The 17,577-nt window shown below is 62.6% G+C and carries 20 protein-coding genes; 10 read left to right on the top strand and 10 right to left on the bottom strand.

All coding sequences use genetic code 11. The features are described 5' to 3' along the window. Window position 1 precedes the first annotated feature (1 nt). The 8 genes from secF (at window position 2) to FEV53_RS09160 (ending at window position 4,839) form a co-directional block, all read left to right on the top strand. Complete coding sequence (gene secF, locus FEV53_RS09195) at window positions 2–970, top strand: protein translocase subunit SecF (RefSeq protein WP_142834523.1); 969 nt, start codon at window positions 2–4, stop codon at window positions 968–970. 90 nt (window positions 971–1,060) lie between these two features. Continuing rightward, on the top strand, window positions 1,061–1,414 hold the full coding sequence (locus FEV53_RS09190) for an Mth938-like domain-containing protein (RefSeq protein ID WP_142834522.1): 354 nt from the start codon (window positions 1,061–1,063) through the stop codon (window positions 1,412–1,414). Next, window positions 1,411–2,019 carry a heme ABC exporter ATP-binding protein CcmA gene (gene ccmA / locus FEV53_RS09185; protein ID WP_142834521.1) on the top strand — a complete coding sequence of 203 codons (609 nt, stop codon included), beginning with the start codon at window positions 1,411–1,413 and terminating at the stop codon, window positions 2,017–2,019. Before FEV53_RS09190 ends, ccmA begins: the two co-directional genes overlap by 4 nt. Window positions 2,020–2,027: 8 nt before the next feature. Further along, window positions 2,028–2,672 carry a heme exporter protein CcmB gene (ccmB, locus tag FEV53_RS09180; protein ID WP_425465477.1) on the top strand — a complete coding sequence of 215 codons (645 nt, stop codon included), beginning with the start codon at window positions 2,028–2,030 and terminating at the stop codon, window positions 2,670–2,672. 41 nt (window positions 2,673–2,713) lie between these two features. Next, entirely contained in the window at window positions 2,714–3,448 is a 735-nt protein-coding gene (locus FEV53_RS09175) for a heme ABC transporter permease (protein WP_142834519.1), read from the top strand. Beyond that, window positions 3,441–3,590, top strand: a complete 150-nt coding sequence (gene ccmD / locus FEV53_RS09170) for a heme exporter protein CcmD (RefSeq protein ID WP_142834518.1) — start codon at window positions 3,441–3,443, stop codon at window positions 3,588–3,590. The genes FEV53_RS09175 and ccmD overlap by 8 nt, the downstream gene beginning before the upstream one ends. After that, entirely contained in the window at window positions 3,583–4,131 is a 549-nt protein-coding gene (locus FEV53_RS09165; RefSeq protein ID WP_142834517.1) for a DsbE family thiol:disulfide interchange protein, read from the top strand. Before ccmD ends, FEV53_RS09165 begins: the two co-directional genes overlap by 8 nt. A 54-nt stretch (window positions 4,132–4,185) precedes the next feature. Beyond that, window positions 4,186–4,839: a DUF6946 family protein gene (locus FEV53_RS09160; RefSeq protein ID WP_142834516.1), complete on the top strand. Its 654-nt coding sequence runs from the start codon at window positions 4,186–4,188 to the stop codon at window positions 4,837–4,839. 67 nt (window positions 4,840–4,906) lie between these two features. Here the strand turns inward: FEV53_RS09160 and acnA are convergent, their stop codons facing one another. Further along, window positions 4,907–7,696 (bottom strand): aconitate hydratase AcnA, encoded by a 2,790-nt coding sequence (gene acnA / locus FEV53_RS09155; protein ID WP_142834515.1) that lies wholly within the window; start codon window positions 7,694–7,696, stop codon window positions 4,907–4,909. A gap of 235 nt (window positions 7,697–7,931) precedes the next feature. Here acnA and FEV53_RS09150 point away from each other — a divergent pair, with 235 nt between their 5' ends. Next, complete coding sequence (locus tag FEV53_RS09150; RefSeq protein WP_142834514.1) at window positions 7,932–8,630, top strand: DUF1223 domain-containing protein; 699 nt, start codon at window positions 7,932–7,934, stop codon at window positions 8,628–8,630. A 3-nt stretch (window positions 8,631–8,633) separates the two neighbouring features. On the opposite strand, the gene FEV53_RS09145 is transcribed toward FEV53_RS09150, so the two are convergent. From FEV53_RS09145 to purB, 3 genes are all read right to left on the bottom strand, one after another. Then, the gene (locus FEV53_RS09145) at window positions 8,634–9,548 is read right to left on the bottom strand and encodes a lysophospholipid acyltransferase family protein (protein ID WP_142834513.1); all 915 of its coding nucleotides are present in this window, start codon (window positions 9,546–9,548) and stop codon (window positions 8,634–8,636) included. An 86-nt stretch (window positions 9,549–9,634) separates the two neighbouring features. Then, a complete protein-coding gene (locus tag FEV53_RS20840) occupies window positions 9,635–9,787 on the bottom strand; it encodes a hypothetical protein (RefSeq protein ID WP_185962150.1) in 153 nt (50 codons plus the stop codon). A gap of 93 nt (window positions 9,788–9,880) precedes the next feature. Next, window positions 9,881–11,188, bottom strand: a complete 1,308-nt coding sequence (gene purB / locus FEV53_RS09140) for an adenylosuccinate lyase (protein ID WP_142834512.1) — start codon at window positions 11,186–11,188, stop codon at window positions 9,881–9,883. Window positions 11,189–11,268: 80 nt separating this feature from the next. Between purB and FEV53_RS09135 the strand changes: the two genes are divergently transcribed. Next, the gene (locus tag FEV53_RS09135; RefSeq protein ID WP_142834511.1) at window positions 11,269–11,682 is read left to right on the top strand and encodes a DUF6314 family protein; all 414 of its coding nucleotides are present in this window, start codon (window positions 11,269–11,271) and stop codon (window positions 11,680–11,682) included. 185 nt (window positions 11,683–11,867) lie between these two features. Here the strand turns inward: FEV53_RS09135 and gap are convergent, their stop codons facing one another. The 6 genes from gap to FEV53_RS09105 form a co-directional block, all read right to left on the bottom strand. Beyond that, a complete protein-coding gene (gene gap, locus FEV53_RS09130) occupies window positions 11,868–12,866 on the bottom strand; it encodes a type I glyceraldehyde-3-phosphate dehydrogenase (RefSeq protein WP_142834510.1) in 999 nt (332 codons plus the stop codon). Between the two features lie 92 nt (window positions 12,867–12,958). Then, window positions 12,959–13,099: a glyceraldehyde-3-phosphate dehydrogenase gene (locus FEV53_RS09125; protein ID WP_142834509.1), complete on the bottom strand. Its 141-nt coding sequence runs from the start codon at window positions 13,097–13,099 to the stop codon at window positions 12,959–12,961. Window positions 13,100–13,154: 55 nt separating this feature from the next. Next, window positions 13,155–14,342: a Gfo/Idh/MocA family protein gene (locus FEV53_RS09120; RefSeq protein ID WP_142834508.1), complete on the bottom strand. Its 1,188-nt coding sequence runs from the start codon at window positions 14,340–14,342 to the stop codon at window positions 13,155–13,157. A 73-nt stretch (window positions 14,343–14,415) separates the two neighbouring features. After that, entirely contained in the window at window positions 14,416–14,997 is a 582-nt protein-coding gene (locus FEV53_RS09115) for a retropepsin-like aspartic protease family protein (protein ID WP_142834507.1), read from the bottom strand. Between the two features lie 21 nt (window positions 14,998–15,018). Then, entirely contained in the window at window positions 15,019–15,639 is a 621-nt protein-coding gene (locus FEV53_RS09110) for a MarC family protein (protein WP_142834506.1), read from the bottom strand. After that, the gene (locus FEV53_RS09105; protein WP_142834505.1) at window positions 15,636–17,513 is read right to left on the bottom strand and encodes an ABC-F family ATP-binding cassette domain-containing protein; all 1,878 of its coding nucleotides are present in this window, start codon (window positions 17,511–17,513) and stop codon (window positions 15,636–15,638) included. Before FEV53_RS09105 ends, FEV53_RS09110 begins: the two co-directional genes overlap by 4 nt. Window positions 17,514–17,577: the final 64 nt, after the last annotated feature.

Raw genomic sequence — 17,577 nt, 5'->3', positions numbered from 1 at the left:
CATGCGGCTGAAACTCGTTCCCGAAGAAACCAACTGGGATTTCTTCAAATACGCGCGCTTCACCCTCGGGGCATCGGTGGTGGCTGTGATCCTGTCGCTGGTGGCGTGGCTGGCGATTGGTTTGAATTTCGGCATCGATTTTCAGGGCGGCACCACGGTCCGCACCGAGGCCAGCGCGCCGGTGGACGTGGCCGCCTATCGCGACGCGATGGAGCCGCTGGGTCTTGGCGATGTGGTGATTTCCGAGGTGTTCGACCCGTCTTTTGCTGCCGATCAGCATGTGGCGATGGTCCGCATCGCCGCGCAGGAAGGGCAGGAAGGTCTGAGCGCCGAGAATCTGTCCGCGGTGCAGGATGCGCTGAACGCTGTGGCTCCGGGGATCAAGTTCACCTCTGTCGAATCGGTCGGGCCCAAGGTCTCGGGCGAGTTGATCCAGACGGCGGTGATCGCCGTGGCGGCCTCGCTCGCGGCAATCCTGTTCTACATCTGGCTGCGTTTTGAATGGCAGTTTTCGGTCGGTGCTGTGGCCGCGCTGTTCCATGATGTGGTCCTGACCATCGGGATTTTCTCGGTGCTGCAGATCCAGTTTGATCTGGCCACCATCGCGGCGATCCTGACGATTATCGGTTACTCGATCAACGACACGGTGGTGATCTTCGACCGCCTCCGGGAGAACCTGATCAAGTATAAAAAGCGCGACCTGCGCGAGGTGATGAACATCTCGGTGAACGAGACGCTCAGCCGGACGGTGATGACCTCGGGCACCACGCTCGTGGCGCTGCTGGCCCTCCTGATCCTCGGCGGCGACGTGATCCGGGGGTTCGTCTTTGCCATCTTCTGGGGCGTGATCGTCGGCACCTATTCCTCGGTCTTCGTGGCCAAGAACGTGGTGCTCTTCCTCGGTGTCAAGCGCGACTGGTCGAAGCCCGACAAGACGGAAGGCAACCAGTTCGCCAATATTGACGCGTGATGTTCGGCGCGAGCCCGGAACCTGTGATAGTTTCCGGGCTGACTTTTTCGTAAAAAATCGGCGCCCCGGGACAAACGTCAGGAGGTTTCCATGAAACTCACCGAAACGACATTTCAGGACGGCACTCCCGTTGATGGTTACGGCCCTGGGTTCTTCCGCATCGGCGGGCAGCGCTACGAGGGCGCGGTTCTGGTGCTGCCGGGGCAAGTTGCGGCCTGGGGCGGCTATGAGGACACAGCTCCGTTGATTGCCGCTGCGGGAGATGTCGATGTCATTCTGGTCGGAACCGGCGCCATGATGACTCACCTGCCTCCAGCCTTTCGAAGCGCATTGGAACAGGCCGGTATCGGAGTGGAGCAAATGGCCTCGGAACAGGCTTGCCGCACCTATAACGTGCTGCTCGGCGAGGGCCGCCGGGTCGCCCTTGCGCTCTTGCCTGCATGAGCGTCTCTGTCCGGGATCTGGTGGTCGGTCGGGGGGGGGTGCCGGTTCTGGCGGGACTCAGTTTCGACGTTGCCCCCGGTCACGCGCTGATTCTGCGCGGTCCCAATGGTGCGGGAAAAACCACGCTGCTGCGCACCCTTGCGGGCTTGCAGCCGCCGATGAGCGGTACGGTGACACCTAACCCCGAGAGCATCGCCTATGGAGCCCATCGCGACGGGATGAAAGGGCAGCTGACGGTTGAGGAAAACCTGCAATTCTGGGCCGGTCTGCACGGTCTGGGTCGCGGCGATGCCGTGTCCCGCGCCATGGATGTGTTCGACCTCGGGCGCCTCGCAGACCGCCTGGCGCAGCACTTGTCTGCGGGTCAGGGGCGGCGTCTGGGCCTCGCACGGCTGATGCTCACGGGGCGCCCGATCTGGTGCCTCGATGAGCCGACGGTGTCGCTTGATGCAGAGAACACCGGGCGTTTTGCTGGGATGGTTCGCGATCATCTGGAAACCGGCGGGATCGCGATTATCGCGACCCATATCGACCTTGGCCTGTCGGGAGATGTGCTTGACGTTACGCCCCACCGGGCCCGCGCACGGGAGCTGATGGCGCTGTGATCCGGATCATGTCCCGAGATCTGATGCTTGCGGTGCGCGCCGGGGGAGGATTCGGCCTCGGGCTCGCGTTCTTCCTGATCGTCGTGGTGCTGGTGCCCTTCGGGGTCGGGCCAGAGACCGGACGGCTGGCCTTGATCGCGCCGGGGGTCCTGTGGATCGGGGCGCTGCTGGCTTGCCTCCTGTCCCTCGACCGGATCTTTGCCCTCGACCGTGAGGACGGAGCATTGGATCTTCTGGTCACCGCACCGCTGCCTCTCGAAGCGCTTGTCCTTGGCAAATCGCTGGCCCATTGGCTGACCACGGGTTTGCCGCTCTGTCTCGCCGCACCTGCGCTGGGGATCCTGTTAAACCTCGGCTGGCCGGGGCACCTGTGGCTCTTTGTTTCGCTCCTGATCGGCACGCCCGCGCTGTCGCTGATCGGCGCGTTCGGAGCAGCTCTGACCGTTGGGCTCAGGCGCGGCGGGATGCTCCTGTCGATCCTCGTTTTGCCGCTCTATGTCCCGACGTTGCTTTTTGGCGCTGAGATCGCCCGGCGGGGGACCGAAGGCATGGCCGTGGGCACCGTGCTGGCTCTGCTTGGCGCGGTGACGCTGGGCTGCCTCGCGGTGCTTCCTTTTGCCGCTGCCGCCGCACTCCGGGTCAATCTGCGGTGAGCCCTCTTGTTGCCGTCAGAGGGCAGGGATAGGAACAACTCATGTCAATCTGGACCTACGCAAACCCCGTCCGCTTCATGGCGTTCACCAAGCCGCTGGTGCCAGTCTTCGGCGCCCTGTCGGCGCTCTGCCTTGCAGTGGGGCTGATCTGGGGGTTCTTCTTTACCCCCGATGACTATCGCATGGGCGCGACGGTCAAGATCTTCTATATTCACGTGCCCTCCGCGCTGGTGGCGATCAATGCGTGGTTTGTCATGCTTATCGCCTCGCTGATCTGGGTGATCCGCCGGCACCACGTCAGCGCGCTTGTCGCCCGAGCCGCAGCGCCCATCGGCGCGACGATGACCGTGATCGCGCTCATCACCGGTGCGGTCTGGGGCCAGCCCATGTGGGGGACGTGGTGGGAATGGGATCCGAGGCTGACCTCGTTCCTGATCTTGTTCCTTTTCTACATCGGCTACATGGCTCTCTGGGAAGCGATCGAGAACCCCGACTCGGCGGCTGATCTGACCAGCATCCTCTGCCTTGTGGGCTCGGTGTTTGCGATTCTGTCGCGCTATGCGGTGAACTTCTGGAATCAGGGTCTGCATCAGGGGGCCAGCATGTCGCTGGATGCCGAAGAAAATGTGTCCGATGTTTTCTGGTATCCTGCGGTGGTGACCATGGCGGGCTTCGTGCTGCTGTTTGCAGCGCTGTTGCTTCTGCGCACGCGCACGGAAATCCGCGCCCGCCGTCTGAACGCGCTGCTCTTGCGGGAAAGGATGCAGGATGCCTGATCTTGGCAAATACGCGCTCGAAGTTGCGCTGGCCTACGGCGCCACGGGTGTTCTGCTCGCGGCGCTCGTGATGATGTCGATCCGCCGCGCTGCCCGGATGCGCCGGGAGCTCGACCGCGTGGAGGCCCGCCGTCATGGCTAAAATTCCTGTTTTCGCCGTCATCCCGCCGCTGATCTTTGCCGGTCTCGCGGGATTGTTCTATGCGGGCATGCAGCGGGAGAACCCGGATGCACTGCCCTCGACACTGGTGGGCCAAGAGGCGCCAGAGCTGACAGTTTTTCCGCTTGGAGACTATCCGGTCGCCACCACCGACGCCGTGCGCGAGAGTGGTGTCAAGCTGGTGAATTTCTGGGCCTCCTGGTGCGCGCCCTGCCGGGTTGAGCACCCGAACCTGCTGGCGCTGGCCGAGGAGGAGGGGATCGAGATCGTCGGGCTGAATTACAAGGATGCTCCCGACAATGCCATCGCCTTTCTGGAGGAGCTGAGAAACCCCTTCGCCTCGCTTGCCGCTGACCCCGAAGGTCGCACAGCCCGCGACTGGGGCGTCTATGGCGTACCTGAGACGTTTGTTGTGGACGCCGACGGCAAAATCCTCGCCCGCGTCGCCGGCCCCCTGACCACACGGACGCTGGAAAAGACGGTTCGGCCGGCGCTGGAAGAGGCTTTGGCGGACGGCGGCTGAGATCGCGCTATTTCTTTGGCCAAGGCGCGTCACGCTAAGGAGGTCAGAGACGAGATGAGGCGAATTTTCATCCCCACCACGGGCGCGGAGGATTGGCAGCGTCTGTTGGCTGATCCTGAAAAGCACTGGAAGCGCGGCAACTCGGCGATGGCTGCCGCACTGTCGTGGGAAGCGGCCGACGGCTTGCCCGCGGAGATTTCAGCTTGTCTCGGCGGGTCTGCTCAACTCTTGCTGGCAATTCCAGAGCATAAAGTCGCTTTGCCCGGCGGTGGTCGTGCGAGCCAATGCGATGTGTTCGCTTTGGCGAAACGGAACGATGAAACGATTGCGCTCGCGGTTGAAGCGAAAGTGGATGAGCCTTTTGGCCCGACGGTCGGAGAATGGCTGAAAGACGCAAGCGCCGGGAAACAGGAGCGGATTGCCCATATCTGCGCGCTTCTCGGTCTGTCAGACGCGCCGCCTGCGCTGCGCTATCAGCTCTTTCACCGGACCGCCGCCGCAATCCTTGAAGCGGCGCGGTTCAATTCCGACCGGGCTGCGATGATCGTCCATTCCTTTTCTCAGGAACATAAGTGGTTTGTAGATTTCCGGGCCTTTGCGGAGCTTTTAGGGATGTCCCTTGAGCCGGGGCAGTCCGACACTCTGATCCTGCCATCCGGCACGCCGCTTACTCTTGGGTGGGCAGTGGGATCTGCGGAGTTTCTGTGATTTCCGCCCTCTAGCAACTAAAAAGGCCCGCCGGTTTGGCGGGCCTTTCTGTGTTTGGTCGAACCGATCAGGCCGCAGCGAGCCTGCGCAGCACGTAGTGCAGTACGCCACCATTCTTGACGTAGTCGATCTCGATGGCCGTATCGATGCGGCTCTTGATGGTGATCTCCTTCGTCGAGCCGTCCGCGTAGGTAATGGTGCAGGGCACCTCGGCGGCGGGAGCGAAGCCGTCCTCAAGCCCGTGGATGGCGAAGGTCTCGTCGCCCTTCAGCCCAAGGCTTTTGCGGTTGTCATCGCCCATGAACTCGAAGGGCAGGACGCCCATGCCCACGAGGTTCGAGCGGTGGATGCGCTCATAGCTCTCGGCGATGACCGCCTTGACGCCCAGCAGGGCGGTGCCCTTGGCCGCCCAGTCGCGGCTGGAGCCTGCGCCATAGAGCTCACCGGCGATCACGACCAGCGGGGTACCCGCATCCTGATAGGCCATGGCGGCGTCGTAGATCGACATCTGTTCGCCATTCGGGCCTTTGGTGTAGCCCCCCTCGACCCCGTCCAGCATCTCGTTGCGGATGCGGATGTTGGCGAAGGTGCCGCGCATCATCACCTCGTGATTGCCGCGCCGCGAGCCGTAGGAGTTGAACTCCCGCGGGGCGACCTGACGCTCGGTGAGGTACTGACCGGCCGGGGTGCTTTCCTTGAAGGAGCCAGCCGGAGAAATGTGGTCGGTGGTGACCATGTCGCCCAGCAGCGCCAGCATCCGCGCGCCCTCGATATTGCGGATCTCGCCCGCCTCGGTGCCCATGCCGCGGAAATAGGGCGGGTTCTGGACATAGGTCGAGGTCGCGGGCCAGTCATAGGTCTCGCTGTCCGTGGTCTCGACCGCTTGCCATTTGTCGTCGCCCTTAAAGACGTCGGCATATTTCTCCTGGAAGCTTTCGCGGGTCACGGTCTGAGCGACCAGATCGGCGATTTCCTTCTGGGTGGGCCAGATGTCTTTGAGGTAGACGTCGTTGCCGTTCTGATCCTGACCGAGCGGCTCGCGGGTGATGTCCACATTCATGTCACCAACCAGCGCGTAGGCCACGACGAGCGGTGGCGAGGCGAGGTAGTTGGCGCGCACATCAGGGCTGATCCGGCCTTCGAAGTTACGGTTGCCCGACAGGACTGAGGTCGCCACGAGATCGTTCTCGTTGATCGCCTTCGACAGCTCCTCGTTGATCGGACCGGAATTGCCGATGCAGGTGGTGCAGCCGTAACCGACCAGGTTAAAGCCCACCGCATCCAGATCCTTTTGCAGATCGGCGGCCTCAAGATAGGCAGAGACGACCTGCGAGCCGGGGGCCAGCGAGGTCTTGACCCAGGGCTTGCGGGTCAGACCGAGGGCGGCAGCCTTGCGTGCCACGAGGCCTGCACCGATCATCACATAGGGGTTCGACGTGTTGGTACAGGAGGTGATCGAGGCGATCACGATGGAGCCATCGTGGATCTGGAAGCTCTTCTCCTCGCCATCGATATCCGTGATCGTGACCTGCGCCTTTTTGTGGCTGCCCGTGTCGCCGGGGATCGTGGCTGGAGCGACCGCGCCACCCTCAGCGGCCATCTGGGCCTCAGCGGCGGGGGCGCTGTCCTTGGCTTTGCGCTGGCCTTCGATATAGGCGTGGAACGTCTGCGCAGCCTCGTCGAGATTGATGTGGTCCTGCGGACGCTTGGGGCCGGAAATGGCGGGCTTGACCGTGGACATGTCCAGTTCGAGCGTGTCGGTAAAGACCGGCTCGTCGCCTTCGGCCCGCCACATGCCTTGTGCTTTGGCATAGGCTTCGACCAGCGCGATGGTGTCCTCGTCGCGGCCCGTCGTGTGCAGGTAGCGCAGGGTCTCGGCATCGATCGGGAAGAAGGCGCAGGTGGAGCCGAATTCGGGGCTCATATTGCCGATGGTGGCGCGGTCAGCGAGAGTCACATTGGCCAGACCGTCGCCGTAGAACTCGACGAATTTCTGCACCACGCCCTTTTCGCGCAGCATCTCGCAGACCCGCAGCACAAGGTCGGTGGCTGTGCAGCCCTCGGGCAGCTCGCCGGTGAGCTTGAAGCCGATGACTTCGGGGATCAGCATGGAAACCGGCTGGCCCAGCATCGCGGCCTCGGCCTCGATGCCACCCACGCCCCAGCCCAGAACAGCGGCGCCATTGACCATGGTCGTGTGGCTGTCCGTGCCCACCAGCGTGTCGGGGTAGGCGACGGTCTCGCCGGACTGATCGGTGTCGGTCCAGACAGTCTTCGAAAGATATTCCAGGTTCACCTGATGGCAGATGCCCGTCCCCGGTGGCACGACGCGGAAGTTCTGGAACGCTTTCTGGCCCCATTTCAGGAAGGTGTAGCGCTCGATATTCCGCTCATATTCCCGGTCCACGTTCAGCTGAAACGCGCGCGGGTTGCCGAAATTGTCGATCATCACCGAGTGGTCGATGACCAGATCCACCGGGTTCAGCGGGTTGATCTTCTGCGCATCCCCGCCGAGGCCCACGATCCCGTCACGCATGGCGGCGAGGTCCACGACCGCCGGAACTCCGGTGAAATCCTGCATCAGCACCCGGGCGGGGCGGTAGGCGATCTCACGGGGCGCCTTACCTCCCGCCTCGACCCACTCACCGAACGCCTTGATGTCATCGGTCTTAACCGTATTGCCATCTTCAAAGCGCAAGAGGTTCTCCACGAGGACCTTCAGCGACTTGGGCAGGCGGGAGAAATCTCCGAGCCCGGCCTCTTGTCCCGCAGGCAGTGCGTAATAGGCGTAGCTCTTGCCGCCGACATCCAGTTTACGGCGGGTCTTGCTGCTGTCCTGTCCGACCTCGATGGGCATGTGGGTCTCCTCGTGTTCGACTGTCGATTGTCGCGCAAGCCGATTGAGCCGGGCGCGAGGTTGTAGGTAATTTGTAGCACCTTCGTAGCCCAGTTCAATGCGGTATGCAATAGTATGCAATGCGGTGAGCGGGTCACGGAGGCCGGGACGTTTCGATGTATCGCAAAACCTTGATTGGTGCTTGGTGGCTTCGGAGGCTAAACCGGTTCGGGAGAGAAATTCATCGGAGATCCCCATGCGTTTACTGTCACGAGCGGCTCTGCTCTGCCTCGCTCTTGCCGCGCCGGCCGCTCATGCCGGGGATCAGCCCGTGATCGTCGAGCTGTTCACTTCCCAAGGTTGCTCGTCCTGTCCGCCCGCAGATGCGATTCTGGCCGAGATGGCACAGCGCGACGATGTGCTCCCGCTGTCGCTGCATGTGGACTACTGGGATTATATCGGATGGGCCGACACCTTTGCCGATGCGCGGTTCACCAAGCGACAGAAAGCTTATGCCCACCGCGCGGGTGACAAGATGGTCTACACGCCCCAAATGATCATTGGCGGGCAGGATGTGGTGGTCGGCAGCCGGCCCATGGAGATCGCGGATGCTCTGAGCAGACATCTGATGGCAGAGCAGCCGGTGCGGATCACCGTGACGCGCCGCGACACGCGCGTGGCGATTGAGGCCAAGTTTGCCGCAGGGCAGCAGGGCGGACAAGCCATGATGATTCATCTTGTGCCGTTCCAACCCAGCACAGAGGTTGTGATCGAACGGGGTGAAAACGCCGGTGAGACCATAAGTTACGCCAATGTTGCCCGTGACTGGAAAGTCATTGGCGATTGGAACGGTGAAGGGACCTGGACCGCAGAGTTCGACCATGAGGGTCCGGCGGCCGTGTTCGCGCAGTCAGCCGGGCTTGGGGCAATTCTTGGCGCGGCCCGGGTCGACTGAGGGTCAGCTGTCGCTACTTGACTGGTGACGCTTGCGGCGGCGGCGGTTGGGTTTCCATCGGCGATGGATCCAGAACCACTGGCCCATGTGCTGGCGCACGACCGCTTCGAGCTTGTCATTGATCTCCTGCATCATCTCGACCGGATCCCGATGCGCGACGGGCTCATCGAAGATCAGATCAAAGCGCAGTCCGTCCGGACGCCGGATTGCGTAACAAGGCACCACCACCGCATCGTATTTTAACGACCAGTCGCAGATTGCCGTCGAGGTCGGGGCGTCCTTGCCAAAAAACGTGACGCTGGCGCCGTTGGACGAGTAGAGATCGGCAAGAATGCCGACCATGCCCCCACGAGCCAGATGTTTGACAAAGTTCAGAGTACCTGTGCGGTTGGTTGGAAAGACCGGCTTGCCATTGGCTGACAGCGCGCCCACGTAATGTTCGTTAAAGCGCGGGTTGTTCATCTCACGGTAAAGCCCCGCGATTTCATAGCCGCGATCCTGTAGATTGGCGCGCAGCGCATCGAAATTGCCGATATGGGCGGTCACTAGGGCTACCGGGCGACCCGCCGCGCGTGCCTCGGCCACAGCCTCAAATCCCGGACCTCCCATCGGCGCACCAGTGACACAAGCGCGGAATTCTTCGCCGGAATAGAGCTCAATCATCGATCGGCCCACATTGTCGGGGACCTCGCGGATCAGTTTGCGGATCTCATCTTCTGGCATGTCAGGGCAAACATGCGCCAGATTTTTGCGAATACGGTCATCCCAGCCGACAATAGGCGCGAGAACGCGCCGCAACAACCAACCCATCAAACAAACGCGGGTCGGATAGGGCAGGGTAAGCACCGCGCCCAATAGCCCGCGGATCACCAGATCCTGAAACCGGTCCGACAGGTCCGAGCGATTGTCTCTGGCCATCAATCTTCTCGCGGTGTTGTCTGAAACTATGCAGACTTAGACCGCTAGGGGACCCCGGCGCAAGCATTGCACCGGGGGAACGCGTATCAGCCAGTGGTCGGCACGCAACGCTGGCTATCCTTGTCGTAGGTGCTGCCATCGGAGCAGGTCATGCTGGCCTGATGATCCGAGCCAGTGCAAGCTGCCTGCGCGATGATCGGGGTCAGCCCAAGAACAGCCGTGAACAATACGAGACGCATTTCAGTCCTCCCAGTTGTACCGCGGAAACATTAACATAAAAAAGGCGCGAAACCGATTCCGGTCCCGCGCCCTCTGATCACGAAAACGTCAGGTCAGTCTTCGCCGAACACACGGGCAAAGATCGTGTCCACGTGCTTGGTATGGTAGCAGAGGTCGAATTTCTCTTCGATCTCCTCAGGCGACAGCGCGGCCGTCACCTCGGCATCGGCCAGCAGCTCGGTCTTGAAATCCGCGCCGTCGGTCCAGACCTTCATGGCGTTGCGCTGCACCAGGCGATAGGCGTCCTCGCGGCTCACGCCCGCTTGGGTCAGCGCCAGAAGCACCCGCTGGGACATGACCAGACCTTTGAACTTGTTCATGTTCTCCAGCATCCGCTCGGGATAGACGACGAGGTTTTCCACCAGCCCCGTCAGCCGCGCCAGAGCGAAATCCAGCGTCACGGTGGCATCAGGGCCGATCACCCGCTCGACCGAGGAATGAGAGATGTCGCGCTCATGCCAGAGCGCCACATTCTCCATGGCGGGCACCACCGCCATGCGCACGAGGCGCGCGAGGCCAGTGAGGTTCTCGGACAGGACCGGGTTGCGCTTATGCGGCATCGCGGAGGAGCCTTTTTGCCCCTTGGAGAAGAACTCTTCGGCCTCCAGCACCTCAGTGCGCTGCATGTGGCGAATCTCGATGGCGATGTTCTCGACCGAACTCGCGATAACGCCGAGTGTCGCGAAAAACGCCGCATTCCGGTCGCGGGGGATCACCTGAGTCGAGATCGGCTCAGGCACCAGCCCCATCTTGTCGCAGACATGCTCTTCGACGCGCGGGTCGATATTGGCAAAGGTCCCTACAGCGCCGGACAGCGCGCCCGTGGCCACCTCGGCGCGGGCATCGCGCAGGCGGCTTAGGTTGCGGTCCATCTCGGCGTAAAACCGGGCAAAGGTCAGGCCCATCGTCGTCGGCTCGGCATGGATGCCGTGGGAGCGCCCGATTCGCACCGTGTCCTTATGCTCATAGGCACGCTTTTTCAGGGCAGCGAGGAGCCCCTCCAGATCGGCGATCAGGATGTCGGCGGCACGGGTCAGCTGCACGTTGAGTGTGGTGTCGAGCACGTCCGAAGAGGTCATCCCCTGATGCACGAACCGCGCATTGTCGGAGCCGACGATCTCGGCCAGATGGGTGAGAAAGGCGATCACGTCATGCTTGGTCTCGCGCTCGATCTCGTCGATGCGATCCACGTCGAACTCCACGTCCTGGGCTTTCCAGACGGCCTCGGCGTTTTCCTTCGGAATAACGCCCAGCTCGGCCATGGCGTCGCCGGCATGGGCTTCGATCTCGTACCAGATGCGGAATTTCGTCTGCGGCTCCCAGATAGAGACCATCTCGGGGCGGGAATAGCGGGGGATCATCGGCAGGTCCTTTGGGGTTCTGGCGTTGCGTGCGCGCACCGTTTAGACGGCGGGGCAGGAGTCGGCAAGGAGAGGGCGGGATGCCAACGCTCAATGAGTTTGTCGGAAAGTGGACGCTGCGCCGGGAGATCGAAGATCGCCGGGCCGGTCAAACGGGACATTTCGAGGGCGAAGCGCGGTTCGTGCCGTTTGCGGACGGGCTGCGATATGAGGAGGAAGGAACCCTTTACCTCGGTCCGCAGCCTATGCACGCGGCGCAGTCCCATCTCTGGAGCAGCATCGGCGACTTGATCCGCGTCACATTCTCAGACGGTCGCCCATTCCATGACTTTGACGCGAGTGAAGTTGCCCCAACAGCCCGGCATGATTGCGCGCCCGACATCTACCTGGTCACCTACGCATTCCCGAATTGGCCTGATTGGTCGGTGAAATGGGAGGTTTCGGGGCCGCGTAAAGATTACACACTGCGCAGCTCCTACGTTCTGCGCACGTAAGAACGGCCGCTTGCGCCTGCGCAGTCGCCGACAGAACCGACTGCACGCTCTTTTTGTCCGTAAATACCCCCGAAAGGCGGGGCTGTTGCCTCGCGAGTCCTCAGTTTGGCGTGCGGTCCGGACGCTCCACAAAAAACGCCGCTCTTAACAGGGCGGCGTTGTTGTCTTTCAGTCTCTGGTCTGGTTCAGAGCTTGCCCATCGCCACAGCCGTGTCGGACATCCGGTTGGAGAAGCCCCACTCGTTGTCATACCAGGTCAGGATCCGGCACATGGTGCCTTCCATGACCTTGGTCTGCTCGGTGTGGAAGATCGAGGAATGGGCGTCGTGGTTGAAGTCCATGGAGACGAGTTTCTCGTCCGTATAGCCCAGAACGCCCTTCAGCTCGCCATTTGCCGCGGTCCGGATCGCGTCGTTGATCTCTTCGGCGGTGGTCGCGCGCGCGGCCTCGAAGGTCAGGTCGACGACGGAGACATTCGGGGTCGGCACGCGGATCGCGACGCCGTCGAGCTTACCCTTCAGCTCGGGCAGAACCAGACCCACGGCCTTGGCGGCACCGGTGGAGGTGGGGATCATGTTCAGCGCCGCAGCGCGCGCGCGGTAGAGATCCGAGTGCATGGTGTCCAGCGTCGGCTGGTCGCCGGTATAGCTGTGGATCGTTGTCATGAAGCCCTTGGTGATGCCAATCGTGTCGTTCAGCACCTTGGCCACCGGCGACAGGCAGTTGGTGGTGCAGGACGCGTTCGAGACGATCTTGTCCTCGGCGCTCAGGGTGCCGTGGTTCACGCCGTAGACGATGGTTTTATCCGCATCTGCGCCGGGGGCGGAGATCAGCACGCGCTTGGAGCCGTTCTCAAGGTGCAGCGCGGCCTTGTCGCGGGCGGTGAAGATGCCCGTGCACTCCATGGCGATATCCACATCGCCCCAGGGCAGGTCCTTGGGATCGCGGATTGCGGTCACCTTGATCTTGCCGCGGCCGACGTCGATCCAGTCTTCGCCGGTGGTGACCTCGCCGGGGAAGCGCCCGTGCACGCTGTCGTAGCGGATGAGGTGCGCGTTGGTTTCAACCGGCCCCAGATCGTTGATCGCCACGACTTCGATATCGGTGCGGCCCGACTCGATGATCGCGCGCAGCACGTTGCGTCCAATACGTCCAAAGCCGTTAATGGCGACTTTCACTGCCATGATGTCCTCCTGGTTCGGTTCCGCCCTTGGGCGGCATGGTCGCCGTTGTTCAAGGACAAATGCGACGGCAGGTCAACTGCAACGCACAAAGGTTAGCGCCAGAAGGCCAGCCATTCGATCAACTCGTCCTGTTTCTGCATCAGGAAGAGGAACCCATCCCCGCCCTGTGAGGCGTCATAGGCATAGGCGGCGACGAGAATCAGGCCAAGCACGATGGCGATGGGGTTGGTCACAACTGAACTCCGGGTTTGCCCCCTTTTGGCAGAGACCGCGTCGGTGTTCCAGCGGTCAGATCTGTAGCCAGATTCCGCCCGCCTCATGGCTGTCTGCGCATCGATCAGAGAAGACGACACCGCGCACGCCCTCGCTGACATCCCACGTCTGGATCAGCCCCTCCGGCAGCGTCGTTCCGATCAGATGGCTCGCGAGGGCAAAACCCATCTCGGCGTAGAGATTGGACCATGCATCTGGCAGCGCTTCGCTGTGACCGGGGGGCAGGTGGGACAGCCAGCTCGCACCGTTGCCCATGCTGCCTGCCTGCCCTCGGACAAGGTGCCGCTCGGGCTGGCCGAGGGGGGCGTGGCGCAGAAGTTCCGGATGCTCCTGATCCCAGTAGATCCCGCCTTCGTCGCCCCAGATCTGCACGCGCAGCCCGCAATGCTGGCCCGGTGCGGCCTGTGAGATATGGAGGTGCGCCGGAACGTCGTCCTGCATCTTAAGAGAAATGAAGGCCGTATCCTCAAGCCCGCCCTTCGGCGCGCCGCATGTGTGGAAATCGGCCCTGAGCGCGTCTGCCCGAAGTCCACTCATATATTCCAGCGCATGGAAGGCGTGGGTCCCGATATCGGCAACGGCGGCGGTGCGTCCGACCTTGGCCGGATCCTGCCGCCACGCCTGGCCGCTGCTCTCGGGATCGGCCGGGCCAGTGGCCCAGTCCTGCAAGTACTCCGCACGGATCTGGCGGATCTTACCTATCGCGCCTGTGGCGACCATCTCGGCGGCTTGTCGGGCCATGGCATGGTGCATGTAGGGGTAGGTCACGAACAGCGGCGTGCCCGTCTCGGCGGCAATCCCGGCGAGCGAGTGCGCTTCCTCGACCGTGCGGGTCATGGGCTTGTCACAGATCACGGCAATCCCGGCCTTCAGAAAGGCGGCGGAGATGTCGTGATGAGTGAAATTCGGCGTGCAGACGAACACCGCCTCGACCCCATCCTCGCGCGCGGCCTCAACCCGCGCCATCTCGGCCCAGTCCGTGTAACTGCGCTCGGGCGGGATGATCCAGTCGGTGGCCGAAAGGGCGGCGTTGTCGGGACGCGATGACAAGGCCCCGGCGACGATCTCCCAATGGTTCGACAGGCGCACCCCGGAGGCGTGCCACTGCCCGACCAGACCCCCACGTCCGCCGCCCACAACGCCGAGTCGCAAGCGCCGACCCAAAGGCGGGCGCCGCAGATCCATGATGGTGAATTCGCTCATGCCCAATCCTCCCGATACCGGTGCAGTCCTTTGCAACCGGTTACAAGATACGGGGCTGTCTGGGAAGCCTTACTTAGCCTTCAAGCAGCAAGACATTGTTCTCGATGGAAATTCGTCCGAAGCGGGATAGGTAGCTCATGCCGAGGAGGGACATCTCCATCTCGCCGCCATTGACGCTGGCGGGCAGGCGCTGATCTTCAAGCACCCCATCGATCGCCACGGTATCGAGCACCACCGTCGCCATCGGCACGATCCCGTTCGCGGTGCGCGCCTTGCCCGTGTAAGCGAGGGTGTCCGGCTCAAAGCCGATGCGGCGCGCGTCCTGCTGGCTCAGGACCATGTCAGTGGCACCGGTATCGACAATGAATTCCACTGGAACATCATTGAGTTGCAAGACGATCCTGTAGTGACCGTCGAAACTGCGGGGGATGCGGATCTCGCCCGTCACGCTGACACTCTGCTGCGGCATTACCTGATCGCGGAGCGTTGGCCAGAGACCCGCCACGGCGACCACGCCCGCAAAAATGATACCCCACAGAACCATGGCGCGCAGGGTCTCGCCCATGCGCATCCTGTTCGAAGCGATGAAATAGCCCACCAGCGCGGCGCCGAGCAGCGACAGGTAGATCAGGGATGCGGTGTCGTCTCCAGTCATGCCGTCGATATGGGAACGCCGTCAGCCGAGTGCCAGAACCGAGTTGACGATTCCGTCGATGACGAATTGCACGGACAGCGCGGCCAGCAGCATTCCGAGGAGACGGGTGACCACGAGGATGCCCGTATCGCCCAGTGCCTTCTCGATGCGCTCCGACAGGAGGAACATCACAAAGCAAATCGCGACCACCGCCAGCATCACGCCAAACACCCCCAGATAGCCGATCACGCCGCCACCCGCCTGATCGGTCAGAAGAATAATCGTGGCGATGGAGCCGGGCCCGGCCAGCAGTGGAATCGCGATGGGGAAGACCGACGGGTCGTCACCGGGCTCATCCGCCTGATCCTGCCGCCGCTGGGTTCGCTTGCCAAAAAGCATCTCCAGCGCGGTCAGAAAAAGGAGCAAACCTCCGGCGATGCGGAAGGCCGGCATGGAGATCCCGATAAAGCCCAGCACCGCGTCGCCAAACAGCCCGAACATCATCAGGATCGCGGTGCCGGTGATGCAGGCCCGGATGGCGATGCTGCGGCGCATGGCTTTGGACATGCCCGAGGTCAGCGCGACAAAAATGGGCGTCATACCGAGCGGGTCGATGATGACCAGGAGCGACACAAACGCCGTGATGGTGAAATCAAACGTCACGCGGGCTCTCCTCCGATGCTCTCGGCCTGTTCAAGCTTTTCCAGAGCGGTCATCCAGAGCGTCTCGGCGCGGTCGATGGCTTCCATGACCTCGGCATATTTTCGGTTCCAGACCTCAAGATCGCCGATCCGGTCGTCTTCGTAAAGCGCAGGGTCGGCAAGCTTTTCCGCCAGCTTATCCCGCATCTCCTGAAGTTTCTCCATCCGCGCTTCGGATTTGCGGACCTCGCTGCGCAGGGCCTGCATCTTTTCACGAGAGGGGCGCTTGGGGGCTTTGGCCTTGTCGGCTTTCTTCGACTTCGCGTCCGAATTGCCCGCCCGTTGCAGGAGATACTGGCGATAGGCTTCCAGATCCTCGTCATAGGGCGCAACCTGACCGTCCTTCACCAGCCACAACCGGTCGGCCACCAGCGACAGCAGGTGCATGTCGTGGGACACCAGCACCACGGCGCCGGAATACATGGTCAACGCCTCGACCAGCGCCTCGCGGCTCTCGATATCGAGGTGGTTGGTCGGCTCGTCGAGAATCAACAGTTGCGGCGCGTCGAGGGTGGCGATGAGCAGGGAGAGCCGCGCCTTTTGTCCGCCAGACAGCGATCCCACGAGCGTCTCCGCCTGTTCCGCACCGAGTCCGAACCCGGCCAGCCGCGCGCGCAGCCGGGCAGGGGCTTCGTCCGGGCGCAGCCGACGGATGTGGTCAAGCGGGGTTTCATCCAGATGCAGTTCATCTACCTGGTGCTGGGCGAAATACCCCACCCGTAGCTTTGCCGCGCGGGTCAGCTGACCGCCTTGCTCAGCCAACCGCCCGGACAGCAGTTTCGACAGGGTGGACTTGCCTTCGCCGTTGCGGCCAAGCAGCGCGATACGGTCATCCTGATCGATCCGGAGCGACAGGCGTGAGAGAACCGGCGCGCCGCCATAGCCGACCGAGACGCCTTCGGTGGTCAGGATCGGCGGCGACAGTTCCTTGGGCTCCGGGAAGGAAAACGCACGCAGCGCAGCCTCCTGCGGCGTTGTGATGGTTTCCATCCGTTCGATCATCTTCAGCCGCGACTGGGCCTGCCGTGCCTTGGTCGCCTTGGCGCGGAAGCGGTCGACGAAACTCTGCAAATGGGCACGCCGCTCTTCTTGCTTGCGGATCTCCGATTCCTTCGCCGCGATCCGCGCCGCGCGGGTCTTGGCAAAGGTGTCGTAGGGCCCCTGATAGAGCGTCAGTTTGCGGTCTTCGAGATGGAGGATCGCCCCGACCGAACGGTTCAGCAGTTCTCGGTCATGCGAAATCAGAATCACCGTGTGCGGGTAGCTGGCCAGATAGCTCTCCAGCCACAGCGCGCCTTCGAGGTCGAGATAGTTTGTCGGCTCGTCGAGCAGCAGGATATCTGGACGGGAGAACAGCACCCCCGCCAGAGCCACCCGCATCCGCCAGCCGCCCGAAAAGGCGGAGCAGGGCTGGAGTGTCTCGGCTTGGGTAAAGCCGAGCCCCCTCAGGATCTGCGTCGCCCGCGCTTCACCGGACCAGGCGTCGATATCCGCGAGCCGCGTCTGAATCTCGGCGATGCGACCGGCATCCGTGGCGGTTTCGGCCTCGGCCATGAGGGAGGCGCGCTCCGTGTCGGCAGCCAGCACGGTGTCGAGCAGCGACGTGTCCGAGGACGGCACCTCCTGGCGCACGCCGCCGAGGCGCGCGCTTTTCGGCGAGGTAATCTCGCCTCCCTCCAGCGCAAGTTCCCCGCGGATCAGGCGAAAGAGCGTTGTCTTCCCCGTGCCGTTACGGCCCACAACGCCGACCTTGTGGCCTGCGGGAATATCAGCGGAGGCGTCGTCAAAGAGCGGCCGCCCGGCGATGGAATAGGAGATGTTTCGGATCCGTAGCATAGGCTGCGCCTAGCAGAGCCGGGCGCCATGGGAAAGCGTCTCGCAGAGCTTACCGGGGCGCTGC

It is taken from the genome of Palleronia caenipelagi, assembly GCF_007004065.1.
GTDB classification, from domain to species: Bacteria; Pseudomonadota; Alphaproteobacteria; order Rhodobacterales; family Rhodobacteraceae; genus Palleronia; species Palleronia caenipelagi.
Note: the sequence above shows the minus strand (reverse complement) of the source record. Positions and strands in the feature narration are given on the sequence as shown.